Source organism: Dactylosporangium sp. NPDC005555, from assembly GCF_040605635.1.
In the GTDB taxonomy this organism is placed as follows: Bacteria; Actinomycetota; Actinomycetes; order Mycobacteriales; family Micromonosporaceae; genus Dactylosporangium.
This window is the reverse complement of sequence record NZ_JBEXDG010000050.1, coordinates 15,474-41,835: the sequence shown is the minus strand read 5'-3', so window position 1 is coordinate 41,835 and position 26,362 is coordinate 15,474. Positions and strand designations below refer to the sequence as shown.

Genomic DNA, 26,362 nt, shown 5'->3' with positions numbered 1-26,362 from the left:
TACAAAAGCCGCAGAAACGAAAGGAGGGTGCCGCCGGTCCGCAAGACCGGCGGCACCCCGTGCCATGCTCAGGGTCAGATGTTCCAGACCTGGACGGTCGAGATCTGCCCCGCCGGCCAGCCGGAGTTGGCCGTGATGTTCAGCCGGACGTAGCGCTGGGTCTGCGCCGTGAACGTGATCGTGACGGTGTTGCCGGCGCCGCCGGTGAACGAGTACGACGCCGTGTCCTTCAGCGTCGACCAGCTCGAGCCGTTGGTGCTGCCGACGACCTGGACGGTCTGGTTGCGGGCGCCCCAGGAGGTGGGCAGCTGCAGGACCACCTTGCTGATGCTCTGCGCGGAGCCGAGGTCGACCTGGACCCACTGCGGGAAGGCGTTGTTGTTGCTCTCCCAGTAGGAGTTCTGGTCACCGTCGGTGACGTTGCCCGAGCCGTACACCTGGACGTGGCTGGACTCGCTGGTGGGCTTGCCGGCGGCGAGGTTGGTGGGCGTGGTGCCGCCCGCGCCGGTGCCGGTCAGCGAGACCGTCGTCGGGCTGTTCTGCGCGTTGCTGGTGACCGTGAGCGTGCCGGTCCGGGTGCCGGACGCGGTGGGGCGGAAGGTCACGTTGACCGCGCAGGACGCACCGACCGCGATCGAGGTGCAGTTGTTCGTCTGCTGGTAGTCGCCGGTGACGGAGACGCCCGAGACGGTCGCGGCGGCGGTGCCCGTGTTGGTGATCGTGACCGCCTGCGAGCCGCTGGTGGTGTTCAGCGCCTGCGAGGCGTAGGTGAGGCCCGTCGGGTTGGCGCTGAGGACGGCCACGTTCGGCGTGGTGCCGCCGCTCGGATAGACCTCCAGCTCGGCGATCTGGCCGGCCGGCCAGCCGGTGTTCGCGGTGATGTTGACGCGGACGTACCGGGCGTTGGCGGCCGCGAAGGTCAGGTCGACCGTGTTGCCGGTGGCCGGGTTGAACGTCTGCGCGCCGGAGCCGACCAGCGTGCTGAAGTTCGAGCCGTCCGTGCTGCCCTGCACCGACAGCGTCTGCTGGCGGGTCGCCCACGCGGTGTCCGGCGGGAGCTTCAGGGTGACCTTGCCGATGCTGCTGGCCGCGCCCAGGTCGACCTGGACCCACTGCGGGAAGGCGTTGTTGTTGCTCTCCCAGTAGGTGGCGGCGTTGCCGTCGGTGGCCGTGGTCGCCGCCTGCGTGCCGTTGACCTGGCTGCTGGCGGTGGCGGGCTTGTTCAGCGCGATGTTGGTGTTGGTGCCGACGCCGGTGCCGGACAGCGCGACCGTGGCCGGGCTGTTGTTGGCGTTGCTGGCGACGGTGAGCGTGCCGGTGCGGGCACCCGAGGTGGTGGGCGTGAACTTCACCGTGACGATGCAGGACGCGCCGACGGCCAGGGAGCCGCAGGTGTTGGTCTGGCTGAAGTCGCCGCCGGCGGTGACCCCGGAGACGGTTGCGGCCGTGGTGCCGGAGTTCGTCAGCGTGACCGTCTGCGTCGGCGCGGAGGCGCCCACGACGGTGCCGGCGAAGGACAGCGATGCCGGGCTGGCGTTGATGACCGGTCCGGGCGCGACGCCCGTGCCGGACAGCGGGACGGTGCTGGTGACGCCGGCCGCGGTGACGCTCAGGTTGCCGGTGCGGGTGCCGGCGGCCGTCGGGCGGAACGTGACGCTGACCGAGCAGGACGCGCCGGCGGCGATGCTGCTGCCGCAGGTGTTGCTCTGCTGGAAGTCACCGCTGACGGCGATCGTGCCGACCGGGGCCGACGCGGTGCCGCTGTTGGTGACCGTGACGGCCTGTGCGGCGCTGGTACCGCCGGTCGCGACCGAGCCGAAGCCGAGCGCGTTCGGGCTGACGCTGATGTTGGAGCCGTTGTCCGGCAGGTACGGCGGGAACGTCGGCACCGGCATCGTGCAGCCGGTCGCGCCGAAGATGCCCGAGTTGCCGCCGCCGTCGGTGAGGTTGAAGCCGACGCCGCAGCTGTAGATCGGCGCGGAGGCCTGCGTGCCGGTCGCGGTGCTGTTGGTGATCGTCGCCGCGCCGGCGACCTGGAGCTGCACCACGAACGTGCCGGTGTTCTGGATCGTCGCGTTGTTGATCTTCACGTTGTTGATCTGCGAGCCCGAGACGAACTGGATCGCCTCGTACGGGCTCTGCTGGATCAGGATGTTGTCGACGTTGGTCAGGCCGTTCATGACACCGTCGCGGGCGTCGAACCACAGCGCGCCGACGCCGAACTGCCAGTTCGGGTCGAGGTTGCCGGACCGGATGATCGTGTTGCGCAGCACGTCGGTGCGGCCGAGCGGGGTCGAGGCGAAGCGCTGCCCGACGTGGATGCCGCCACCCTGGCTGAGGCCCGAGTCGATGACCTTGTTGTCGGTCACGAAGTTGTCGTGGCCGCCGTAGATCGCGATGCCGTTGGCGAGGATCGGCAGCTCGACCGTGTTGTGGTCGAACGAGTTGTTCACGTCGGCGTTCTGCTCGGCCCACATGGCCAGGCCGTCGTCGCCGGGGTTGCGGACGTGGCTGTTGGTGACCTTCGAGTTCGTCACGCCGTTGTGGAAGTTGATCGCGTCGGCGTTGTAGTTGCGCAGCCGCATCTGGTCGAACACGAGGTTCGTGAACGGCCCGTCCATCCAGGCGCCGACCTTGGTGTGCTCGATCCACACCCGGGTGACGGTGGAGTTGCTCATCGCGCCGCCGATGCCGTTGACCTGGTCGGCGTCGTTGCGCTCCTGGACGTTGCCGAAGATCGAGAAGTCCGACAGGTGCACGTTGGAGCTGGGCGTCGGCGCGTAGTTGCCGTAGAACCCGATCCGGTCACCGGTCGTCTTCGAGTGCCACATGCCGGCACCCTTGATCGTGATGTTGTTGACCGCGATGTGACCCTGGATCTTGAACGTGCCCGGCGGGATCCAGACCGTGCCGCCCGCGCCCGCGGAGGCGATCGCCTGGTTCATCGCGGAGGTCGAGTCGTTGACGCCGTTCGGGTCCGCGCCCTTGCTGGTGATCGACACGGAGCCGGCCGGCTGCGACAGCGGCCCGGCGACGTTCTCGAAGTCCGCGAGGTCGATCGTGTACGACGACGCGGTCGAGTCCGAGTCGACCTGCAGGCGGAACTTGGTGCCCGCCGGGTAGGTCTGCGGGAAGAGCCGGTTGACCTCGTCGTAGAAGTGGTGGTGGTTGCTGCCCGGCTGGTTGCTGAACGGGTAGCTGCTGTAGAAGTGGCTGTACGCGTTGGTCAGCGTGAAGTTGTTGGACCGGACCCCGTTGATGTAGAGCGAGATCGGCGCCGTGTAGACGGACCCGTTGCTGGTGTCCGGGATGCTGTAGCGGAACACCATCGAGTTGGTCGCCGCCGGCGAGGTGAACTCGACGTACTTGCCGCTGCCCTGCAGCGTGACGGCTTTGCGGTAGGACGCCTCACCGGCGAGGGTGTTGTAGGCGGCGCTCGGGCCGATGACGGTGCCGTTGGTGGCGGCGTTCTCCGCCTGCACCTCGACGTAGGGCAGCGTCGCACCGACGCCGCCGGTCGCGGCCGCCAGCGCCGGCGACATCGTCATACCGACGACGACGCCCGCGGCAGCCAGCGTGGTGCCCGCGGTCAGGGCTGCGAAGCGCCCCTTCCGCCCGACACCTCGGATGGACCGGAACATGTGTTGCTCGCTTTCGACGGGGCCGTGCCGCGCAAGCATCAACCGGCCGGCCGCGAGTTGGCGGTGTCGGGCTGGTCGGCGGTGGAGGTGACGTTCGAACGGCGGGGGTGGGTTTTTCTACACCGGTTGGCGGTGCGGTGCAAGAGGGACCGTAACTCCACTGACACGGGTGCGCAATATCCAGACTCATCTTTGCTGATTTTGAACTTGTTCTTGCAAGGCACCGACACTTCCTGCCTTGTCTTTGTGCACGCTTCCGCTCACCGTTCGTGCGCAACCGCTCGGCGCTCCGCTCGGCCGGTGGGGTCCCCGCCTCCATGAGCATCGCCAAGACTCGATGCGACCGTCCCTGCCGTGTTTTTCACGGACCGCCCTCGGACGGCGCAGACGAAAGGACCCTTCTCCATGCGACGCTCAGCTTTTGTCGCCGCCCTGGCGCTCGGGCTCGGCCTTCTCGCGGCCCCCGCCGCGCCGGCCCTGGCCGAGTCCAACGGTGGCGTGCGGGTCATGCCGCTCGGCGACTCGATCACCGACGGGTACAACGTGCCCGGCGGCTACCGGATCAACCTGTGGCAGCGGCTCGCCGCCGGCGGCTACACCGTGGACTTCGTCGGCTCCGGGTTCAACGGCCCCGCGTCGCTGCCCGACCACGACCACGAGGGCCACTCCGGCTGGCGCATCGACCAGCTGGACGCCAACATCGTCGGCTGGCTGGCCGCGACCTCACCGCGCACCATCCTGCTGCACATCGGCACGAACGACATGAACCAGAACTACGACGTCGCCAACGCGCCCGCCCGCCTGTCTGCCCTCATCGACAAGATCCGGGCGAACGCGCCGTCGGTCGAGCTCTTCGTCGCCCAGATCACCCCGGAGACCAACGCGACGCAGGAGGCCCGCGTCCAGGCCTACAACGCGGCGCTGCCGGGCATCGTCGCCTCGAAGGGCCCGCTCACGCACCTGGTCGACATGCACTCCGCGATCACCACCGCCGACCTCGCCGACGGTGTCCACCCCAACGCCACCGGCTACGACAAGATGGCGGCCCGCTGGTACACCGCACTGCAGTCCGTGCCCGGCAGCCTCACCCCCACCATCCCACCGGTCGGCACCGCCGTCTCGCTGGTCAACCCGCAGTCGAACCGCTGCATGGACGTCTCCGGCGCCAGCACCACCGCCGGCGCCCAGGTCCACATCTGGGACTGCCACAACGGCACCAACCAGAAATGGACCCGCACCGCCGCCAATGAGATCCGCGTGTACGGCAACCGCTGCCTCGACGTGAACGGCAACGGCACCGCCGACGGCACGAAGATCCAGATCTGGGACTGCAACGGCACCAACGCCCAGAAGTTCACCTTCAACGCCAACGGCTCCATCACCGGCACCGGCTCCGGCAAGTGCGTCGACGTGAACGCCTCAGGCACCGCCAACGGCACCAAGGTCCAGCTCTGGACCTGCAACGGCACCGGCGCCCAGCGCTGGTCCGCCCGGCCGTAGGAGCTCACCGGCCCCGGGGTGGGTGCGTACCGTTTCCGCGGCACGCACCCACCCTGGTGCGTCCGCGGTCCACCGCCCGGTTCTTCCGGTGCAGGTCAGCACCGCGCCGCTCGGTCCTGCCGGCACCACCCGGACGCCGCGCCGCTCGGTCCTGCCAGCACCACCCGGACGCGGCGCCGCTCGGTCCTGCCGGCACCACCCGGACGCCGTGCCGCTTCGTCCGGACGGTGCCACGCCTGGCCGGTGCGCCACCCGTCCGGACGGACGGCGCCGGCTCAGTCCGTGCGGATCAGACCGAACTGATACGCGAACACGACCGCCTGCACCCGGTCACGCACCTCCAGCTTCAGCAGCACCCGCCCCACATGCGTCTTCACCGTCGTCTCCGCCACATTGAGCCGCTCCCCGATCTCCACATTGGACAGTCCTTCCGCGACGAGCAGCAGCACCTGCCGCTCCCGCTCCGTCAGACTGGCCAGCCGCCGCATCGCATCCGGATCGTCGACGACCGGCGGCGCCGTCACGAACTTCCCCGCGAACCGATCCAGCAGACTCCTCGTCGCCCGCGGCGCCACCATCGCCTCCCCGCCCGCCACCGCCCGGATCGCCGCCAGCAGGTCCCCCGGCGGTGCGTTCTTCAACTGGAACCCGCTCGCCCCCGCCTGCAACGCCGCGAACGCGTCCTCATCGGTGTCGAACGTCGTCAGCATCAGCACCCGCGGCCCACCCGCCCGCGCACACAACGCCTCGGTCGCCGCGATCCCGTCCATCACCGGCATCCGGATGTCCATCACCACCACGTCGGCCTCAACCCGGCGCAGCAGCCGCAACGCCTCCGCCCCGTCCCCTGCCTCCCCCACGACCACCATGTCGTCCTGCGCGGACAGCACCATCCGGAACCCGGCCACGATCAGCTCCTGGTCGTCGACGATCACGACCCGGATCACCGGGCTTCCCACCGCCCACCTCCCACTCCCCCGACCAAGCTCCCCGCCGCGACCCGCTCCCCACCACGCCCCGCTCCACCGTCGCGGCCCGCGACTCCGCTCGTGCCACGCACGTCCCCACCACGCCCCGCTACCCCACCACCCAACCATCCGACCGGCCCGCCGTCCCGGCCGATCACTCGCCCCGCCCCGCCGCGCACATCCCCACCGTCGCCGCCCGCGACTCCACTCGTGCCACACACGTCTCCATCGTCGCCGCCCACGACCTTGCCCCCAACGCGCACCCCACTGCCGCCGCACGCATCCCCGCCGTCGCGGCCCGCGACGACACTTCTGCTACGCAGGTCCGCGGCGTTTTCCGCGGACCCGTTTTCGGCACGCAGGTCCGCACCGTCGCCGGTCGCCGGCCCGGCGGCCCGGCCGGCGTCCTGTCCCGGCCGATCCCGCAGGTCCGTGCCGTCGTGCACGCCCACGCTGCCGGCGATGTACACGCCGTCAGCGCTCGCGACACCGTCCCCACGGCGCGGCTCCGTGGCATTGCCGCTTGTGATCTCCCCGTCGCCGTGCCCGGCGGCCAGGGCGGTCGATGTCCGAGGCGGCGGTGTGAGCGGTGATGGCGGCGGGGGTGTTCTGGGGATCGTGGCGGTGACGGTCCAGCCTCCGTCGAACCGGGGCCCTGCCGTCACCTTGCCGCCGTGCAGGGCGACCCGCTCCCGCATGCCGATCAGGCCGTGGCCGCCCGGCGTAGGGCTCGGGACCGTGGGGCGGCCCGCGCCGTCGTCGGTGGCCTCGATCGCGACGTGCCCGGGCGTGTACTCCAGCCGCAAGCTCACCTTGGCGTCTGGGCCCGCGTGCCGGAGCGTGTTGGTGAGCGACTCCTGGACGATCCGGTAGGCGGTCAGCTCCTCCGCCACGCTCAACCCCGCCGGGGTGCCGATCGTCTGGAGGTCGACCCGCAGGCCGGCCCGCTCGACGAGTCTGTCGAGCTCCGCCAGGCCGACCCGCCGCCTCGACGCCGCGCCCGCCCCGGGCGACGCCCCGCGCAGGACGCTCACGACACGACGCATGTCCTCGAGCGCGTCACGCCCCGTGGCGGCGATGGTGTCGAGCGCCTGACGGGCACCCGAGGCCGACGGGTCGAGGGTGTACCCGGCGCCGTCCGCCTGGACGATCATCACGCTCAGGCTGTGCGCGACGACGTCGTGCAGCTCACGGGCGATGGCGGCGCGCTCGTCGGCGGCCGCGAGGCGGGCCAGGTGGTCGCGTTCGCGTTCGAGGGTGGCGGCCCGTTCCTCGAGGCTCGCCACGTACAGCTGCCGGGTCCTCACCCCGTACGCGGAGAACCACACGGCGATGGTCAGCGCGCCGACGACCCAGGCGACGGTGCCGAAGTTGTCGCTCCGCCGGGCCTCGACGGCGGCGCCGATCACCGCACCGCAGCCCGCGCCGACACCGGCGAGGATGCCCCAGAACAGCTCGGGCCGGTACTTGACGACGGCGAACATCGAGATCAGCACGGCGACGTCATAGACGCGCATCGCGTCGTCGAACAGCAGGTGCAACGGGGCGGCCGTATACACGATGCAGGCGACGGTCAGCGGATAGCGGCGGCGGGCCAGCATCGCGGTCGCCATGACGAGGCCGATCGCGACGAGGGCGGGCTGAAGCCGGCGCTCCATCAGCGTCACATACAGCACGGATCCCGCGATGCCCCCATCGAACAGCCAGGTCCTGATGCGCCGGAGGTGTTCGCCGTTCCACACGTCGTCCACGATAGGTCTTCACTCGGCCAGCGCGACGACGACCGCGACGTTTGCCGCTCTGCGTGACGGCAGCACTGCGGCGAGTGTCCCCGCCAGTGCCGCGAGCCCGACGAACGCCCCCAGTTGCCCGACCGGGATCGCGACGAGGGTGTCGACGTCACCGAACGCCGCGGCGGCGGTCAGCCATCCGTACACGAGGCCGAACACGACGCCGACGACCGCACCGGCCGCCGCCATGAGTAACGCCTCGGCGAGCAGCGTCGCGCGCAGCTGCCCGCGGGTCAGGCCGAGCGCCCGCAGCAACGCGGACTCCCTCGTGCGTTCGAGCACGGACAGCGACAGCGTGTTGGCGATGCCGACGAGCGCGATGATCAGCGCCAGCGCGAGCAGCACGGCGATCACGGCGACGATCTGGTCGATCGCGGCGTTGCGTTCGTCGCGGAACTCGGCGAGATCGCCGACCTCGACGAGCGGGTGCGCCGCAAGGGCGGCGTCGAGCCGGTCGCGTGCCGTCGCCGCGGGCACACCCTCGGCGGCGCGGAGCATGACGAGCGAATCCCCTGCGGCGGCCGGAAACAGCGTCCTGAAGTCGGTGTCGGTGACCACGACGTCACCGACGAGCGTGGCGCTCTGGACCGTCGCCGCGACCGTCAATGTGACTGCGTGACCGCCCGCGCCGGCCAGCTGGACCTGGTCGCCGGCGCGCAGGCCGACGAGGACGTCGGAGCCGCTGGACACGACGGCGGTGCCCGGTCTCAGGTCGGCCAGCCGCCCGGTGGTGACCGCAGGACGGTACGCCGTGCCGATCGCCGCCTCGTCGATGGTCCCCACGAGCAGCTTCCCGCGGGGGGTCTTCGCGGTGTCCTGCCTGACCGCCGCGACGAGCCCGAACGTGGGGTCGGCGCGCAGCCCGGCCGTCACCGACGCCGGGACGGCAGCAGCCCTGTCTCCGCCGGTGACCGCCGGGGTGAGGAGATAGTCGATCGGGAACGCCTTGTCGAGCTGCGCCTCGGCGGTGCGGTTGACGGTCGCGGCGATGGTGCTGCCGCCGGCCATCAACGCCACGCCGACGAGCAGCGCGGCCGTCGTCGCAGCGGTGCGGCCCGGATTGCGCCGGGCGTTGGCGACGGCCAGGCGGACCGGCGCACCGGCGAGCCGGGCCGGCAGCCAGCCGACCGCCGAGACGAGTTGGCCGATGTACAGCGGTGACAGCAGCAGCACCGCGAGGAACACGCTCGTGCCGCCGGCCATGACGATCACCATCGCGGTCTGCGGGTCGCTGGTCCGCAGCCCGGCCGTGGTCAGCGCGGCCCCGACGAGGGTGAGCAGCGCCGCGGACGCGACGAGCACGACCCTGGCGCGCCGGCTGCCGCCGCGACCGAACGGGACGATGCGCAGCGCGGCGATCGGCGGCACCCGCGTCGCCCGGACGGCAGGCACCAGCGCCGACACGACCGTCAGCACGGCACCGAGGAGCAGCGCCACCAGTACCGGCGAAATCCCGATGACGAGCCTGCCACTGGGCAGACCGATGCCGGGCAGTGCGGCGCCACGGGACAGGCCGACGCCGATCCCCAGGCCGACGCCGATCCCGAGCGTCGCGCCGGTGAGACCGACGGCTGCCGCCTCGACGACGACCCGCCGGAACACCTGGGCGCGGGTGGCGCCGACGCATCGCAGCAGCGCCGTCTCCCGCATCCGCTGGGCGAGCAGGATGTTGAACGTGTTCGCGATGACGAGCGCCGCGACCAGCACAGCGACCACGGCGAAGAGCTGCAGGCCGATGAGCAGGCCGTCGATCTGCCCGAACGCCTCGCGGGCCAGGTCGTGCCGCAGCTCGTCGCCGGTGCGGACCTTGCCGGGCGCCGTCACGTGGGACCGCACGTCGGCAGGTGCGGCACCGCGGGCGACGGTCGCGACGACCTCGCGGAAGCCGGTGGCGCCGGTGAGCCGGACGAGCGCCGGGCGGGTCAGCACGGCCGTGGACGTGTTGCCGCCGTCCACACCGGCGATGTCGACGACGCCGACGAGCCGGAACTCGTGGCGCTGCTCGTCGGCGCCGACCAGCGCGATCGTGTCGCCGATCAGGTAGCCGGTCCGCCGGACGCTGCGGGCGTCGAGCGCCACATCGTCCTCCCTGTGCGGCAGCTCGCCGGCGCGCAGGTCGAACGGGCGCAGGTCGGCGCTGTCGCCGACGTCGACGGCGTGGCCGGGGACGCCGAACTCGGTGACGAGGCGGCCCGCGCGGTCGATGAGCGGTGCCTGCTCGGTCATGCGCCCCTCGACGGCGGCGACGCCGGCCACGCGGCCGATATCATCCACTGTGGACAGTGGCAACCGCGTGCCGCCGGTGGCGGTGACGACGAGGTCGACGTTGCGGGCGGCCCGTGCGTAGTCGTCGAGCAGCGCGGCGCGGGTCGTGTCCCCGAAGATCATGATGCCGGCGACGAACCCGACGGCGAGCACGATGGCGAGCACGGTCGGCACGAGCCGCCGCGGCCGCGGTCCAGACAGTATGGTGCGGCGCATCTCAGGCCCCCAGTCGCTTGAGCAGGTCCAGAACGGCCTCGGGAGTGGGGCGGCGCAGCTCGTCGACGATGCGGCCGTCCGCGAGCATCACGACCCGGTCGGCGTAGGACGCCGCGACGGGGTCGTGCGTCACCATGACCACGGTCTGACCCAGCTCACGGACGCTGCGACGCAGGACGTCCAGGACGTCTGCGCCCGTGCGGGAGTCGAGGTTGCCGGTCGGCTCGTCGGCGAAGACCACGTCGGGCCGGCCGAGCAGCGCCCTGGCACACGCCACCCGCTGCTGCTGGCCACCGGACAGCTGACTCGGCGTGTGCCGCAGCCGCTCACCGAGGCCGAGCACCGACACCACCTGCGCCAACCGGCGACGGTCGGGTTTTCGGCCGGCGAGGTCGAACGGCAGCAGGATGTTCTGCTCCGCGGTCAGCGTCGGCAGCAGATTGAAGGACTGGAAGACGAACCCGACCCGCTCCCGGCGCAGCAGCGTCAACGCCTTGTCGGACAGGCCCGCCAGCTCGGTGCCGCCCAGGCGGATCGAGCCGGACGTGGCGGAGTCCAGGCCGGCGAGACAGTGCATCAGCGTGGACTTGCCGGACCCGGACGGTCCCATGATCGCGGTGAACTCGCCGGCGGGGAACGCGACGCCGACGCCGTCCAGGGCGCGCACCGTGGTGTCGCCTGTTCCATGCACCTTCACCAGGTCGGTCACTTCGACCGCGAGCGTCGTTGTCATGGGAGGCAAGGTAGGCGGGGTGCGGGTGCCGCGTCGTCATCGTCAAGCACACCATGGGTGTCCTACTCAGGTCGGACACCGGCGCTTTCGGGTCGGTCCCGGGGAGGACGACACGGCGGTCACGGCGGGGCTAGCTTCGGCGGCACCGAGCGAGAGGATCCGCGATGCATCCCATGTCACTGCCCCGCCGCCGCCTGCTGGTCGCCGCTGCCGTCGGCGCCGGCCTGAGCCACGGCGTCCGCTCCGCGCTGCTCGACGGGGTGTCGCCGCGGTATCCGGAGATCAGGTTCGTGGCATGAGCGGTCGCTATCGTGGCACGGTGGTGGAGGACTTCACCGATGCGGCCGTGGCCCGGCTCGTCGACGCCGACCGGGCCGGGTTCTGGCGGACGTCGGCGAACGCCCCCGACGAGCTCGTCGACCGGCTCGCCGATCGGATCGCCGCCTCCCCACCCGCCAAGCCACGGCGGTATGAGATGCCGCCCGATCTCCGCTCCGCGCGGGTCGAGCTGCTGCTCGGGGCCGACACGGACCGCGCGCTCGCGCACCTGACCCGGCTCGCGCAGACGTTCGAGTCGGTCAGGCTGATGTGCGGGGCACGGGGAGTGTGGGCGCCGGCGGACGGCCCGGCCGTGCGGCGGTACACGTCGGAGGCGCGCACGATCGTGACGGCGCGCAGTGCCGATCGCCGGCTGGAGACGTTCGCCGAGCCGGGCACGGTGTTCGAGGATCCGCGCGGGCTGGGGTGCGCGCTGCCGCTCACGGTGCCGCTGCTGGTGAGTGACGCGTTGCTGCCGCCCGCGGTGCGGGGAGGCGGGCATCCGTTCGTGATGAGCTTCTGCTCCGAGTGCGACGCCGACGAGGAGCTGCGCGGTGACTACGGCTGGCGGCTGGGGAGGTTCGAGGAGGAGCGCGACGAGTCGTGTCCCGGCTATCCGCCCGACGACGAGCCGCAACGGCTGCGGTTGCGGCTCGCCCCCGCCGGTGAGCGCCGGTGGGACGACGTGGGACAGTTCGGCGGGCGACCTGAGTGGTTGCAGGCGTATCCGCAGTGGCCGGGGTGTTGTGGGCGGCCGATGTGGTTCGTCGGGCAGTTGCGGACCGGGGAGTTCGGCGGGGTGGGCGGCTCGATCTACGGGTTCCGTTGCGAGTGCGGGTATGCGGCTCAGCCCCGCCAGATCACCTGATCGACGACTCCGCTGGATCACGTGATCGCGACGGCCTGCTGGGAGGCCGGGCCGAGGGCAGGGTCACGTCCGCCTCGGTGGTGTACGAGTGGCACCACAACGGCCGTGCGGCCCGTCGGTCTCGAGGTGGTCGCCGCTCTGCGTCTGTGGTGGGTGATCAGTTTGCACCGGGGGGTCGGGTCTGGCCGCGGCTGGTGGAGTCGTGGGGTGGTGGTGTGCCGGATGGTGGGTACCTCGGCGGCGATGCGGGGGACGGCCGGGGGATGTCAGTGCGGGCGCGGTGGTCATGGTCGCCGCGCCGCCCGGCGGCGGTTGGTGGGTGAGCCGCATGCGGACCCTCGGTCGAGCGAACGTGCGTTTGTGTCGTCTGCGCCGCTTCGGTGGGGTTCTTGATGATCCGGAAGAGTTTGTGCCGCTATGACGACACAAAGTCTTCCGGATCATGAAAAAGAGGAATTCGGGGCGTCATCCAGGAGCGGTGGTGAGGCTTGGGCCTGCCCAGCCGCGCGTGATGTCGTTCATGTCAGTACCTCCGTGGTCAGGGACCGGTCGGAAGGAAGCATCGCGGCATGACGGAGGCGGCGCATCGGTAATTCTGCCCGTGCAGGGATGGTGGTGGGACTCAGGTCAGTCCTGCAGGGTGCCCGCGAGCAGGCCGCGCATGAAGAACCGGCCCAGCATGATGTAGAGGGCGAGTGTGGGAAGGCTCACCAGGAGGGCGCCGGCCATCGCCTGACCGAAGGGGACGGACTGACCGCCGGCGATGTTGTTGAGGGCGATCGTCACCGGCCAGGAGTCGCGGCTGGTCATCATGGCGCCGAACATGAAGTCGTTCCAGGAGGAGGTGAACTGCCAGATGATGGCCACGGCGAACGCCGGCTTGGCGAGGGGCACCGCGATGTCCACGAAGGTGCGCAGGATGCCGGCCCCGTCGAGACGGGCGGACTCGAGCAGCGTGTTGGACATGGCCACGAAGTGGTTGCGGAAGATGAGGGTCGTGATCGGCAGGCCGTAGATGATGTGGATGAGCATCAGGCCGGCGAGGCCGCCGGTCGGGTCGTTGCCGCCGCGCAGGCCGACGAACGTCATGGTCTGCGAGACGGGGATGATCACGGCCTGGTAGGGCACGAAGATGCCGAACAGGATCAGCGGGAAGACCACGTTGGCGAACGGGAAGCGGATCTTCGACAGCACGAACCCGTTGGCGCAGCCGAGCAGCGCCGAGAGGAGGCTGGCCGGGATCGCGAGGGACAGGCTGTTGCGGAAGCCGGAGGCGAGCTTCGGCCAGACGAGGCCGAAGTTGTCGAGGGAGAGGCTGGTCGGCAGCTCCCAGATCCTCGTGACCGACACGTCGACGGGATCCTTGAAGGAGGTGACCACCAGGACGTAGACGGGTAGGAGGAAGAAGCAGGCGAGGGCCCAGAGGACGACGTACCGCACGACGCTGCGTGCACCGCCGGCGGCTTTCGACGCCGCGGGCGGGATCGGGTCGGAGACCACGTGCCGGGGCACTGTGGCGGTGGCGCGCACCATGCGGACTACCCCCGTTCCGGGCGCGAGGTGATGTGACGCGGACCAGCGCCACGCGACGAAACGCGGCCCGACGAAACGCGGCCCGACACAACGCAGTGCGGCGCAACGACGAACGGCGTAACGACGAACGGCGCAACGACGAACGGCGTAACGACGCGTGTAGTGGTGCCAGGGGTGGACACAGCAGGAGGAAGTCCGGGCGCCATGCGGCTACCGCCGTTCCGTGCGCAGGGCGTACCAGACATAGGGGCCGACGACGAGTGCCACCCCGACGAGCAGGACCGTGGCGATGGTTGAGCCGCGGTCGTAGAAGCCGCCGTCGAAGGTGGTGAACCACATGTACAGCGAAGGCGTGTCGATGCGCAGGTTGCCCTGGTCGAGGGCGTACAGGAGGTCGAAGGTCTTCAGCGAGATGTGAATCATGATGAGCAGGGCGCTGAAGGTGACGGGGCGCAGGGCGGGGCGCACGACGTGCCAGAAGACCTGGGTCTCGCTGGCGCCGTCGAGGCGGGCGGACTCACGCAGGGCTTCCGGGACGCCGCGCATGCCGGCGAGGAACAGGGCCATGACGTAGCCGGAGAGGGCCCAGCCGGCGGGCAGCGCGACGGCGGCGATCGCCCAGATCGAGTCCGACTTGTGCCAGTCGCTGCGCAGGAAGTCCAGGCCGAGGACGGCGAAGAGCTTGTTCAGGCCGGCGGTGTCGGAGCCGGAGCCGTTGTCCAGCAGCCAGCGCCAGACGATGGCGGTGGCGATGAAGGAGATGGCCATCGGGAAGAGGAAGACGCCGCGGAGGAAGCCTTCGCCGCGCACGCCCTTGTCCAGCAGCATGGCCATGAGGAAGCCGAGGAGCAGGGAGCCGCCGACGAACACGGCGGTGAAGACGACGAGGTTGCGGACGTCGGCGTGCCAGCGTTCGTCGCGCATGAGACGGGTGTAGTTGGAAAAGCCCACGAAGTGGTACGACGGCGAGAGACCCCGCCAGTTCGTGAATGAGACGCGGACGTTCCAGCCGAGGAACCCGTAGACGAAGACGCCGATCAGGATCAGCGACGGGGAGACGAGCAGCAGCCCGGCCAGCCACGCCGGGCCGCGGTGCTTGCGGCGGCGCACGGGCGGCGGGACGAAGGGGCGCGACGGCGGGGCATTGGAATGCCGCGGCACGTGCACGGGGGCGGTCATCGGGTCTCCTGGAACTGCTGCTGCACGGTGCTGGCGAACTTGCCGAGGTCGCCGTGCTGGACGAACAGTCCGAGCGCGGAGTCGATCTCGGCGTTGTAGGCGTTGTTGGCCACGACGCCGTGCGCGAGGGACCCGACGATGCGTGTGCGAGGGTCACGCCAGTGCTGCAGCGTCCAGCCGAGGTACCCCTGGTAGAGGTCCGCCGACGCGTCGGTACGGGCGGGGATGGAGCCCTTCAAGGGGTTGAACAGGTTCTGCCCGTCGGCGGAGCCGCACTCGATGAGCCACTTGCGGGACAGCTCAGGGGACCGGACGCCCGTCGGGAGGGTGAAGGAGTCGGAGAGGAAGTCGTAGACACCTTCGGTGCCGGGTGAGGTGGCGACGTCGTAGCCGTCGCGCCACCGCAGCTTCTTCGACTGCTCCAGGTAGGAGGAGCTCCAGTCGCCCATGACGGCGTACACCGCGGAGCCCTCGACGATCCGGTCGAGCTGCGGCTGCCACTCGCCGGCGGCGGACTTCACGTCGGAGCTGCCGAGGACCTTGCCGAACATGTCGAGGGCCGAGGTGACCTGCGGTGAGGTCCAGCCGAGGTCGCCGGCGAAGAGCCGCTCGTAGGCGTCGGCGCCGAGCTCCCCGAGCAGGACGGTCTCCATGAGGTGCTTCTGTGTCCACTCCGGGCCGACGGCGAGCGGCACCTTGCCCTTGCCCCGGATCAGCGCGGCCTGGTCGAGGAAGTCGGCCCAGGTCTTCGGCGGGCCGGCGATGCCGAGTTCGCGCAGCGTGCGAGGGTTGAACCAGATGAGGTTCGCCCGGTGGATGTTCACCGGGACGGCGTAGATCTTGCCGTCGATGGTGAGGTTGTCCAGCAGGCCCTTCGGGAAGACCTTGCCCCAGCCCTGTTCCTCGTAGAGGCCGGTCAGGTCCTGGACCTTGCCGGAGCGCACGTCGTCGAGCAGTTCCAGACCGGCGTGGCGCTGATAGGAGTCGGGTGGATCGTTGGCGAGGAGCCTGCTGGCGAGGATCGCCTTGGCGTTGGAGCCCGCACCGCCGGAGACGGCGGCGTTGACGAAGCGGATGCCGGGGTTCGCCGCCTCGAAGGCCTCGGCCATCGCGGCCAGGCCCTCCTCCTCACCGGGGCCGGTCCACCAGGAGTAGACCTCGAGCTGGTCGTCGCTCGCGCCCCCGACGGTCAGCTGCGACAGTCCTGCCAGCAGCGACACGGCCAGCAGCGCGATGATGGCCAGGCGGCCCTTCCACACGTCGAACCTCCCGTGGCCTCGCTGGCGGGCGAATCCATCCACAGGTGAGCGCCTGCGAAGCGGTAGCAGCAGAGACGCGGCTCACTCATGTCGTCGAGTGAACCTAGTGCGAACGGAAGTCGTTTGGTGATGAACGTCCGGTTCGACAAGCGGCGTCAACCGGAGGGTCAACCCGAGACGCACGGACGACTTATCTCGCGACCAGAAGTATGGTTCGATCCGCCGAAAGTCCCGGGGCCGCACAGACCCCGGGACTGCCAGCGTGCCAGAAAACGTCTGACAACTTTGCTAGAGGTTGTAGGCCTCCACCTCGGACAGCTGCCCGGCGGGCCAGCCGCTGTTGGCGGTGACGGTGATCCGCAGGTAGCGGACGTTCGCCGCCGGGAACGACAGGATCGCGGTGTTGCCGGTCGCCGGGTCGAAGGTGACGGTGATCGAGGAGCGGAGCACCGCGCCGGTCGAGCCGTCGGTCACCGTGACCGTCTGGGTGCGCGTCGCCCACGCCGTCGACGGGGGCAGCCGCAGGGTGACCCTGCCGACGGCGACCGTCGAGCCGAGGTCGATCTGCACCCATTGCGGGAAGGCGTTGTTGGCGCTCTCCCAGTACGTGTTGGCGTCGCCGTCCACGACGTTGCCGGAGCCGTAGTTCTGCGTGTTCGACGACTGCGTGGTCGGCCGGCCCAGCGCCAGGTTCTGCCCGCTCGCCGAGGCGCCCTGCCCGGACAGCACGACGCTGAGCGGGGTGCCGCCGTAGTTGACGGTCAGCGAGCCGGTCCGGGTGCCGGTCACGGTCGGCCGGAACGTCACGCTGACCGTGCAGTTCGCCCCGGCCGCGATCGTCGTGCCGCACGTGTTCGTCTGCGAGTAGTCGCCGGCGACGCTGACCCCGGAGACGTTCGCCGCCGCGGTGCCGGTGTTGGTGACCGTGACGGTCTGCGCGCCGCTGTACGAGCCGACCGTGGTGGCCGCGAAGTTCAGCGTGGTCGGGTTCGCCGTCAGCGCCGGGCTGCCGGTGGCCACGCCCTTGCCGGACAACGCCACACCCACCGACGAACCGCCGTAGGCGACCGTCAGCGTCCCGGTGCGGGTGCCGGCGGCGGTGGGATGGAACGTGACGGTGACGGTGCAGTTGGCCCCGGCCGCGATGACGGTCCCGCAGGTGGTGACGCGGGTGTAGTCGCCGGTGGCGGTGATCCCGGAGACCGTCGCCGGTCCGGATCCCGTGTTCGTGACCAGCACCGTCTGCCAGTCGCTGTTGTCGTTGACCGCGGTGTCCTCGAAGGACAGTGCCGTCGGGCTCAGCGTGAGCGTCGCGGGTCCACCGCCCGTCCCGTACACCTCGAAGCTCGACAGCTGACCGGCGGGCCATCCGGTGTTGCCGGTGATCTGCAGCCGCAGATAGCGCACGGCGCCGGTGACCGGGATGTCGGCGGTGTTGCCGGTCGCCGGGTCGAGCGCGACGTCGGCCGCGGGACGCAGCACCGCACCGGAGGCACCGTCGAGGACCGCGATGGTCTGCCGCCGGGCGGCCCAGGCGGCGGCCGGCGGGACCTTGACCGTCACCTTGCCGACGGCGACCGTCGAGCCGAGGTCGACCTGGATCCATTGCGGGAACGCGTTGTTGGCGCTCTCCCAGTAGGAGTTCACGTCGGCGTCGACGGCGTTGGTCGCCGGGTAGCCGCCCTGCGCGCTGGAGGAGGTCACCGGACGGCCCGCGGCCATGTTGGTGGTCCCGGTGCCCGTCACGCCGGTCCCGGTCAGCTGCACGAGGATCGCGCCCTGCCCGTCGTCGCCGGTGATCGAGTACACCGCCGACTGCGCGCCCGCCGAGGACGGTGTGAAGGTCACCGTCTGGTGGATGACGTCACCGGGCGACAGCTGCTGCCCCTCGGACACCGGCGTGGTGGTGTTGAACGCCCCGACCGGCGGCGCCGCCTTCGTCAGTGTCAGCGCGATGTTGCCCGTATTGGCGATGTCGAACGTCTGCGTCGCCGTCTGCCCGACCGGCACCTGCCCGAACGCGACCGGGTTCGGCGTGATCGTCAGGTGCGGCGCGCCGGAGACCGCGGTGCCGGTGACCGGGACGGTGACGGCGCCGGCGCTGCTGGTCACGATGAAGGAGCTGCTCTGGTTGCCCGCGGTGGTCGGCGTGTACCGCACGGACACGGACACGGACGCGCCCGCGGCGAGGGTCGTGCCGGTCGCGGGGGCGCCGATGGCGGTGAACGGCGCGGCCGGCGGCGTGAAGCCCGTGATGGTCACCGCGGACGTGCCGGTGTTGGTGACGCTGACGCCGAGGGTCTTGTTGGCGCCGGTCGGCACGGTCCCGAACGCCAGCGTCGACGGGGTCGCGCCGAGGCCGGGCCGGGTGCCGACGCCGTGCAGGTCGAACGGCACGGTCCCGGCGTCGGTGGTGAAGGTGAGGCTGGCGGTCGCGCCGCCGGTCGCGGTGGGTGTGAACCGCACCGGCACGGAGAGGGTCTGCCCGGTGGTGAGGTTCACCGGCAGCGCCGGCGCGGTCGCGGCGAACGGCGCGGCGGTCGTGATCGCCGAGACGCTGACCGCGCGGGTGGCGGTCACGGTGACGGTGGCGTTGGCCGTACTGCCGACGCCGACGCTGCCGAAGTCGGTGGGGCTGCTGGTCAGGGCCGCCGTGGTGGGCCGGCCGAAGCCGATGACGTGCCCGTCGCGGGTGCCGATGAACACCCGGCCGCCGTCGGTCGCGGGGGTGATGAACTTCGTCGCGACCCCGATCGGCGCGCTGTAGCGCAGGTTGAGCCTGCCGTTGACGGGCAGCGCGTCGTAGGCGCGCAGCTGGCCGTTGGCGCCGTTGGACCCGTCGCTGTAGACGGCCCACACGATGGCCGATCCGGAGGTGGTGCCGGTGGACGTCACGGCCGGCGAGCCGGACGTGTAGCCGAACGTGGACGCGCTGGTCCCGGCCGAGGTGAGGACGGGCAGGCCGGCGCCGTTGACGCCGTACTTGAACGCGCGCAGGAAGCCCTGGTTCTCGACCTGGTAGACGTAGCCGCCGTCGCCGCCCCAGAACGCCGGGTGTCCCCAGACGCCGTTGTACGGTCCGGCGGGCGGGCCGACGGACGCGTCGCCGCCGCCCGGCCCCTGCGCGTTGCCGCCCAGGTTGTCGCGGTTCAGCAGGTACACGCGGCCGTCCTTGCCGGTCTGCACCAGCAGTTTCGGATGGGCGGCGGTGCCGAAGCCCGCGGGCAGCGCCATCGGGCCGCCGGAGCCGAAGTCGGTGTCGTCCTGGTCGAGGCGGCTGTTGTTGAACGGGCTGAAGAAGTCCTTCGCGGTCAGCGAGCCGTCGCCGTTGACCTGCAGCCGGATGATCGACTCGGCGAGGGTGCCGGGCGGGCTGGTGCCGGGGCCGGGTGCGGGCGAGACGCCGTTGCCGGTGGAGACGATGATCCGGCCGGGCCCGTCGGAGACGAGGCCACCGCCGGACTGCCAGATGCCGGCCATGCCGTTGCTGCGCCCGGCCTCCGTCGACCACAGCGTCGTCATCTGCGGCGTCGTGGTACGCACGCCGGCGATGTACCCGACGTACGGGCCGTAGTCGCAGTGGCTGGCGAACCCGGCGTAGACGACGCCGTCGAGCAGCAGCAGGCCGGGGCGCTGGGCGGCGGTCTTCGCGTTGAACGTGTTGCCGGGGTCGTTGGTCGGCGAGCCCTGGATCGTCACCGGCCAGCCGGACCGTTCGACGCCGGTCGCGGGGTTGATCGAGTGCAGGTAGAAGTGCGGGTGGTCGGCGTCGGGGCCGTCGTTGACCTTGGCCATGAAGAACACCGAACCGGTCACCGGGTCGTAGACCGGGGTGCTGGTGACACCGATGTTGGGCACCAGGTCGCCGCAGCCGATCGCGGACGCGGGCCACGCCGGCCCGACACTGCGGGACCAGATCACGGCGCCGGTCGCGGGGTTGAGCCCGTACACCCAGTTGTTCTCGGTGGCGGTGATCAGGGTGCCTGCGGCGACGATCGGCGTCGCGTACACCTGGCCGTTGACGGTGGCCGAGTACAGCTGGCCGAAGTCGGACGCGGAGACGGCCGACGGCGCGAGCCCCGGCTCGTTGCTGTCCCAGCCGGTCCGGAGGTTGTCGACGGAGATCGTGGTGGCGTCGGCCTGCGCGGGAGCAGGCACGGCAACGGCTGCGGTCAGCGTCAGCGCTGCCGGCAGGAGACGGAATAGGGCACGGCGCATGACACGCTCCTGGCGGGGAACGGCAACGATGAAGGAACGAACCGTAACTTGGTCGATCCCTCACCGCAAGATGCTGACCGCACTTTGAAATTTTTCGACGAATGGTCCTCCATGATCCGGAAGAGCTGTAGTCGCCCCAGCGACAAGAAGTCTTCCGGATCATGGCGAGACCCGCGCGGAGCGCGCGTAACGGCTAGCGGGTCCCGTAGCGTTCGGCGGCCCGGGCCTTTGCCTTGGCCGCCTCGATCTTGCGGTCGCGGGGCGGGGTGTTGGTGACGAGGCCGCCGAGCAGTTCGCGGGTCGCCGCGGCGACCGCGGCGACCGCGGCGTCGAAGGCGGCCTGGTTCGCCTGCGAGGGGCGGGTCATGCCGGCGACCTTGCGCACGTACTGGACGGCGGCGGCCTCGATCTCGTCCTCGGTCGCCGGCGGCTCGAAGTTGTTCAGTACCCGGATGTTCCTGCACATGCCTCCACCATGCCAGGCCGGGCGCCCGCCGTCAGGCCCGCCAGGGTCGCGGCCACCGCCGCAGGCGAGGGCAGCGCGGCGATCTCGTCGCGGATCCGGCCGGCGCGGCGGGTGACGGCGCTGTCGGCGAGCAGCGCGCGGACGGCGGTGCGGACCGCCGCCGGGGACCGGTCGGCGAAGGCGACGCCGCGCGCGACACCGGCGGCCGCGAGCCGGTCGGCGATGCTGAACTGGTCGCACATCTGCGGCAGTACCAGCTGCGGACGACCCGCACCGAGGGCGGCCATGGAACTGCCGGACCCCCCGTGGTGCACGAACAGGTCGCAGGTGGGCAGCAGCACGTGGTGCGGCAGCCACCCGACGCGACGGGCGTTGGGCGGCAGGTCCTCGATGCCGTGCACGCCGGCGCCGCTGACGACGACCTCCACGTCGAGGTCGCGCATCCCCTCGACGGCGGCGGTGAGCCCGTCGACGCCCTCGGGGATCGGCACGGTGCCCATGGAGACGCAGACCCGGGGCCGCACGCGGGGCGCGAACAGCCATTCCGGCAGCGTGCTGGCGCTGTTGTACGGGATGTACCGCATCGGCAGCCCCGGGACCGAATCGGCAAAGCGCAGCGACGGCGGGCACGTGTCGACGGTCGTGAGCGGCGCGTCGGTCGACTGTGAGACGCCGAGGACGTCGGCGAGGCGCAGCAGCCGGTCGGCGATGTCGGCGAGCGCGGCGCGGTGCACGTCGGAGGGGACAGGAAGGCCCCAGTGGTGCAGCACCCATGGGATGCCCAGGAGCGTGGCGGCCAGGGGCGCCGCGTATTCGACGGGTTCGGTGACGATGAGGTCGGGCCGCCAGGCGCGGGCGAGGGCGACGACGTCGGGGCCGGTGCGTTCGGCGATGGCGGCGAAGACGGTGAGGTCGAGGGTGTCGTTGCCGCCGAGGCGCAGGTGCGGCGGCCACAGCTCGAAGAACGACGCGTCGCCGCCGACGACGGCGTGGCTGAGCCCGGCGCGGCGGATCTGCTGCCCCATCGACTGCGGCGCGGCGACGAGGACGTCGTGCCCGCTCAGGTGCATCGCCCAGGCCAGGGGCACCAGCGCGTACAGGTGCCCGGGCGCCGGATTGATGGTGAACAGCACCCGCATCAGGAGGCCTCGCAATCAACGACGGGTAGGTCTTCGATGCCGCGCAGCACGGTGCCGGGCGAGCGGAACCTGGGCGCCCCGGCGAGGCGAAGGCCGGGGAAGCGGCGCAGCAGCATCGGGAACAGCACCTGCGCGTGCGTGCGGGCGAGGGCGGAGCCCGGGCAGTAGTGCCGTCCGGTGCCGAAGGACAGCGGCGGCCGCGTGGTGCGCCGGGTGATCCGGAACGTGTCGGGGTCGTCGGTGTACGCGGGGTCGCGGTTGGCCGCGCCGAGGATGCCGAGCAGGGCGGTGCCGGGTGCGACGGGCACGCCGCCGAACTCGCACGCCTCGGTCGCGATCCGGACGGCGATCTGGACGGGCGGGTCGTAACGGAGGATCTCCTCGACGGCGCGCTCGGCGGTGGCGGGGTCCCGGCGCAGCTCGTCCGCCTGGCCGGGGTGGGTCAGCAGGAGCCGGGCGCCGAGGGTGATGAGGCTCGCCGGGGAGTCGTAGGCGGCGCCGAACAGCAGCGCGAGGTCGCCCTGGTACTGCTCGCCGCCGTCCGGCCGGTGCGCGCGGACGAGACCGAGGAGCCCGTCATCGGCATGCCGTTGCAGGGTGTCGATGATGATCTCCCCGGCGGCCGCCATGGCGGCGCGCTGCCGGGGTGTCATGAACGGCTCGAACGCCGCACTCCCGGCGCGGGCGGCGGCACCGAGCCGCAGCGCGGCGGCGTCCGGGATGCCGAGGAGCCGCCCGGTGACCAGCGACGCGAACGGCACGGCGACGGCCTCGGCGAGGTTGACCACCGCTCCCCCGGCGAGCCGTCGCTCGAAGTCGTCCAGCACCGACGTGGCGACCTCGACGACGTCGGCGTGCTGGACCGGGCAGCGGCGCGGGGTGAGCCGCCGGGCCAGGGCGGTGCGCAGCGGCAGGTGCGCCGGACCTTCCCGCCAGCCGAACGACTGGTAGAGGCAGCGGACCAGCCGGTGGTCGCGCCAGGTCGGGGTGAGCAGTTCCGGGGCCTCGCCGGCGCTGACGAAGGTGGCGTCCTGCAGGAGGCGGGCGCAGTCGGCGTACCGGGTGAGCACCACCGCCTCCGCCTTGCCGGGCAGCTGCACGGGCAGGACGGGGGTCGCCCCGCGCAGCCGCCGGTAGGCCGGATACGGGTCGGCGCGCGCGGTCGGGCGCACCAGGTCGACGAACGTCCGCAGGGCCCGCCGCCGGTCGGTCTCCGCCCAGAAGCGCAGCAGCGCGTCGGCGGTCGGGCCCGGCTGCTCCAGGTTGGGGCTGTGCGCGGCGCCGGCGATGACGGCCAGGGACGCGCCGGCGCGTTCGGCGTAGCCGGCGAACTCCGTCGCGGACCACAGCTTGCGGTCCCGGTGACCGTGCATGACCAGCAGCGGCAGCCGGGTGGCGCGCAGCCCCTCGGCCCGGTCGGTCTCCCCGGCGAGGGACGCCAGGGCACCGCGGACGAACGCGGGGCGCATCAGCCGCAGCCGGGTCCGCCAGAACTCGCGCCGGGCCACGTCGTCCTCGGGGACGAGCCGCCGCACGACCGGCCACATGACGGCGTTGCCCTGCAGCGACAGCGTGTGGTCGAAGCCGCCGAGGATCTTGCGGTGCTTTGGGCCGTCCATGCCGGGCCCGCTGCCGATGAGCGCGGCGGACCCGAGGCGGTCCGGCTCGGCGAGGGCGGCGGCCCGGACCACGAACCCGCCGTAGGAGTGCCCGACGACGTGCGGTTTCTCGGCACCCAGGGCGTCCAGGACGGCGATCAGGTCCTGCGCGTGCCGGTGGATCGAATGGTCGCCGTCCTCCGAGACGCCGTAGTGGCCGTGGTAGTCGTAGGCGTAGGCCCGGTACCCGGCGGCGGCCAGGGCCGGCAGCAGCGGCAGGAAGTCCTCCTTCGAGCCGATCAGGCCCGGGCACAGCACGACGGGGACCCCGGTGTCGGCGGCCGGCGGCGGCAGCGCGCGCAGCGCGGCGACGGAGCCGCGGGCGGTCTCCAGCACGTCGTCACATACCGTGGTCACCGCACCACGATACGGCGCATTCCGGACAGAACGGACGTTACACGCCGATGAGGGTCCAGGCCCGTGAGCCGCCGCGGACCCCGGCCTGGTTCGGCACCAGGCGCACGTCGTCCGGCATCGGCACCACCAGGCGCTCCGCGTTGCCGCCGCCGAGGTACAGCCGGTCCCAGCGGAACACGGGCCGCAGCCCGTCGACGATCCGCAGCACGCGCCGCGACCAGCGCCGGTCGCCGAGCCGGCGCCGCTCCAGCTCGCCGAGGAAGTCGTCGTAGGTGCGCCCCTTGGAGTACGGCGCGTGCGACAGCTCCAGATGCGGGGCGAGCCGCCCGTCGTCGAACAATGCGCTGCCCAGCCCGGTGCCGAGGGTGAGCACGAGCTCCAGCCCGCTGCCCTCGACCAGGGCGGCGCCGTGCACCTCGGCGTCGTTGAGCACCAGGACCGGCCGCTCGAAGGCGCGCTCGAGGTCGGCGCGGGCGTCGAAGCCCTTCCACAGGGCGAACAGCTCCGGGTCGACCGGGGTGTGCGGGCCGGCCTCGTTGACGTAGTGCGGGGTCGCGACGACGACACCGTGCCGGATCATCCCCGGCAGGCCGACCGTGACCCGGTCCGCGGCCGGCAGCCCCGCCGCGATGTCCAGCAGCGCCGCGACGAGGCGGGCCGGTGGCAGCGGATACGGCGTCGGCACCCGCACCGGCTCGCAGCACAGCGTGTCGGTGTCGTCGACCACGGCGGCCTTGAGCCCGCCACCACCGCAGTCGACCGTCAGCGTCGTCACCATCCCAAGGATTCTGCCCGCCGACCGGCGGGCCCGCGCATCCGACGTCGAAGCCCGCGTGACGACAGGCGCGACGCGCCGCCCGACCGCCGCGGCCGTGTAGGTTTCATCGTCGGCGGTCCCGGGACCTGGGGCGACGGTCCCGGGCCTCGAAGGGCATTGAACGGCATCGAAGAGCGCTGCTGTACTGCGCGGATGCGGACCCTTCTCGCGCTCCTCACCGCCGCCGTCGTCGGCGCGGTCACGCTGCTCACGCTGCCGGCCGGACCCGCCGCCGCGGCCGCGGTGCGCATCATGCCCCTCGGCGACTCGATCACCGGCAACCCGGGCTGCTGGCGGGCGCTGCTGTGGAACGACCTGCAGGCGAGCGGGCACACCAACATCGACTTCGTCGGGACCCAGGCACCGCAGGGCTGCGGGGTGGCGTACGACGGCGACGGCGAGGGCCACGGCGGCGCGCTCGTCACCGCGGTCGCCGACCAGAACCAGCTGCCCGCCTGGCTGTCCGCGACCCGGCCCGACGTCGTCCTCATGCACTTCGGCACCAACGACGTGTGGAGCAACCGCTCCACCGACGTCATCCTCGCCGCGTACGGCAAGCTCGTCGACCAGATGCGCGCCAGCAACCCGGCCATGCGGGTCCTCGTCGCGCAGATCATCCCGATGAACCCGTCCAGCTGCACCGAATGCGCCGCCCGCGTGGTCGCCCTCAACGCCGCGATCCCCGGCTGGGCGGCGGCCAAGAACACCACGGCCTCCCCGGTGACGGTCGTCGACCAGTGGACCGGCTTCAGCACCGCCACGGACACCGGCGACGGCGTCCACCCCAACGCCACCGGCGACCGCAAGATGGCGGACCGCTGGCTGCCCGCCGTGATCCGCGCCCTCGACGGCGTCCAGCCTTCCGCGTCGCCGTCCCGCTCGGCGTCGCCGTCACCGTCCCGCTCGGTGTCGCCGTCGCCCTCGCGCTCGGTGTCGCCCTCACCTTCACGGTCGGCGCTCCCGTCCGACAGCGTCCCCCCGATCCCCGGCTGCGCCGCCACCTACAAGATCGTCGGCCAGTGGCCCGGCGGCTTCCAGGGCGAGGTCACCGTCCGCAACGGCGGCACGTCCCCGATCGCCGGCTGGACCGCGCGGTACACGTACACCGGCGGCGAACAGATCACCCAGTCCTGGGGCGCCACCGTCACGCAGACCGGCGGCACCGTCACCGCGCTCAACGCCGCCTGGAACGGCGCACTCGCCCCCGGCGCGACGGCCACGTTCGGCTTCCTTGCCACCGGTGCCCCCGGTACCCCACCCGTGACCTGCACCTCCCGCTGACGCGGCCGTGGAACGTCAGGGCGTCGTCGCCGGGGTACATCGCCAGCCGGCCGCCGGAGTCCGTCGGCCTCACCGCCGGGCCGGGGGTGGGACGAGGTCCTCGCGGTGACTTCGTCGTGACCAGCCGGGCGGCCGTCCTACGCTGCCGTTGAGCAC

At 71.6% G+C, this 26,362-nt stretch carries 17 protein-coding genes; 4 read left to right on the top strand and 13 right to left on the bottom strand.

Features of this window, described 5'->3' with window-relative positions:
- Nucleotides 1–74: 74 nt before the first annotated feature.
- Complete coding sequence (locus ABZS58_RS38195) at nucleotides 75–3,641, bottom strand: choice-of-anchor D domain-containing protein (protein ID WP_354788360.1); 3,567 nt, start codon at nucleotides 3,639–3,641, stop codon at nucleotides 75–77.
- A gap of 405 nt (nucleotides 3,642–4,046) precedes the next feature.
- On the opposite strand from ABZS58_RS38195, the gene ABZS58_RS38190 reads away from it, so the two are divergent.
- On the top strand, nucleotides 4,047–5,141 hold the full coding sequence (locus ABZS58_RS38190; RefSeq protein WP_354788359.1) for a ricin-type beta-trefoil lectin domain protein: 1,095 nt from the start codon (nucleotides 4,047–4,049) through the stop codon (nucleotides 5,139–5,141).
- A gap of 275 nt (nucleotides 5,142–5,416) precedes the next feature.
- Here the strand turns inward: ABZS58_RS38190 and ABZS58_RS38185 are convergent, their stop codons facing one another.
- The 4 genes from ABZS58_RS38185 to ABZS58_RS38170 are packed head-to-tail and all read right to left on the bottom strand — an operon-like array spanning nucleotide 5,417 to nucleotide 11,113.
- Complete coding sequence (locus ABZS58_RS38185; RefSeq protein ID WP_354788357.1) at nucleotides 5,417–6,100, bottom strand: response regulator transcription factor; 684 nt, start codon at nucleotides 6,098–6,100, stop codon at nucleotides 5,417–5,419.
- Nucleotides 6,085–7,860, bottom strand: coding sequence for a sensor histidine kinase (locus ABZS58_RS38180; protein ID WP_354788355.1), 1,776 nt, complete (start codon nucleotides 7,858–7,860; stop codon nucleotides 6,085–6,087). The genes ABZS58_RS38185 and ABZS58_RS38180 overlap by 16 nt, the downstream gene beginning before the upstream one ends.
- 9 nt (nucleotides 7,861–7,869) lie before the next feature.
- On the bottom strand, nucleotides 7,870–10,329 hold the full coding sequence (locus ABZS58_RS38175; protein WP_354788354.1) for an FtsX-like permease family protein: 2,460 nt from the start codon (nucleotides 10,327–10,329) through the stop codon (nucleotides 7,870–7,872).
- Nucleotides 10,330–10,381: 52 nt separating this feature from the next.
- On the bottom strand, nucleotides 10,382–11,113 hold the full coding sequence (locus ABZS58_RS38170; RefSeq protein WP_354788352.1) for an ABC transporter ATP-binding protein: 732 nt from the start codon (nucleotides 11,111–11,113) through the stop codon (nucleotides 10,382–10,384).
- A 164-nt stretch (nucleotides 11,114–11,277) separates the two neighbouring features.
- On the opposite strand from ABZS58_RS38170, the gene ABZS58_RS38165 reads away from it, so the two are divergent.
- On the top strand, nucleotides 11,278–11,412 hold the full coding sequence (locus tag ABZS58_RS38165; protein WP_354788350.1) for a hypothetical protein: 135 nt from the start codon (nucleotides 11,278–11,280) through the stop codon (nucleotides 11,410–11,412).
- Nucleotides 11,409–12,299, top strand: coding sequence for a hypothetical protein (locus ABZS58_RS38160; protein ID WP_354788348.1), 891 nt, complete (start codon nucleotides 11,409–11,411; stop codon nucleotides 12,297–12,299). The genes ABZS58_RS38165 and ABZS58_RS38160 overlap by 4 nt, the downstream gene beginning before the upstream one ends.
- Before the next feature lie 627 nt (nucleotides 12,300–12,926).
- Here the strand turns inward: ABZS58_RS38160 and ABZS58_RS38155 are convergent.
- From ABZS58_RS38155 to ABZS58_RS38120, 8 genes are all read right to left on the bottom strand, one after another.
- Nucleotides 12,927–13,832 (bottom strand): carbohydrate ABC transporter permease, encoded by a 906-nt coding sequence (locus ABZS58_RS38155; protein WP_354788346.1) that lies wholly within the window; start codon nucleotides 13,830–13,832, stop codon nucleotides 12,927–12,929.
- A gap of 210 nt (nucleotides 13,833–14,042) precedes the next feature.
- Nucleotides 14,043–15,011 carry a sugar ABC transporter permease gene (locus tag ABZS58_RS38150; RefSeq protein ID WP_354788344.1) on the bottom strand — a complete coding sequence of 323 codons (969 nt, stop codon included), beginning with the start codon at nucleotides 15,009–15,011 and terminating at the stop codon, nucleotides 14,043–14,045.
- Nucleotides 15,008–16,270, bottom strand: coding sequence for an ABC transporter substrate-binding protein (locus ABZS58_RS38145; protein ID WP_354788342.1), 1,263 nt, complete (start codon nucleotides 16,268–16,270; stop codon nucleotides 15,008–15,010). The genes ABZS58_RS38150 and ABZS58_RS38145 overlap by 4 nt, the downstream gene beginning before the upstream one ends.
- A 288-nt stretch (nucleotides 16,271–16,558) precedes the next feature.
- Nucleotides 16,559–20,488, bottom strand: a complete 3,930-nt coding sequence (locus tag ABZS58_RS38140) for a choice-of-anchor D domain-containing protein (protein ID WP_354788340.1) — start codon at nucleotides 20,486–20,488, stop codon at nucleotides 16,559–16,561.
- A gap of 193 nt (nucleotides 20,489–20,681) precedes the next feature.
- Nucleotides 20,682–20,954: a DUF2277 domain-containing protein gene (locus ABZS58_RS38135; RefSeq protein ID WP_354788339.1), complete on the bottom strand. Its 273-nt coding sequence runs from the start codon at nucleotides 20,952–20,954 to the stop codon at nucleotides 20,682–20,684.
- Nucleotides 20,930–22,093, bottom strand: a complete 1,164-nt coding sequence (locus ABZS58_RS38130; RefSeq protein ID WP_354788337.1) for a nucleotide disphospho-sugar-binding domain-containing protein — start codon at nucleotides 22,091–22,093, stop codon at nucleotides 20,930–20,932. The genes ABZS58_RS38135 and ABZS58_RS38130 overlap by 25 nt, the downstream gene beginning before the upstream one ends.
- Complete coding sequence (locus tag ABZS58_RS38125; protein WP_354788336.1) at nucleotides 22,093–24,108, bottom strand: alpha/beta fold hydrolase; 2,016 nt, start codon at nucleotides 24,106–24,108, stop codon at nucleotides 22,093–22,095. Before ABZS58_RS38125 ends, ABZS58_RS38130 begins: the two co-directional genes overlap by 1 nt.
- Nucleotides 24,109–24,145: 37 nt before the next feature.
- Nucleotides 24,146–24,886 (bottom strand): ROK family protein, encoded by a 741-nt coding sequence (locus ABZS58_RS38120; RefSeq protein ID WP_354788335.1) that lies wholly within the window; start codon nucleotides 24,884–24,886, stop codon nucleotides 24,146–24,148.
- A 192-nt stretch (nucleotides 24,887–25,078) separates the two neighbouring features.
- Between ABZS58_RS38120 and ABZS58_RS38115 the strand changes: the two genes are divergently transcribed.
- Entirely contained in the window at nucleotides 25,079–26,206 is a 1,128-nt protein-coding gene (locus ABZS58_RS38115; RefSeq protein ID WP_354788333.1) for a cellulose binding domain-containing protein, read from the top strand.
- Nucleotides 26,207–26,362: the final 156 nt, after the last annotated feature.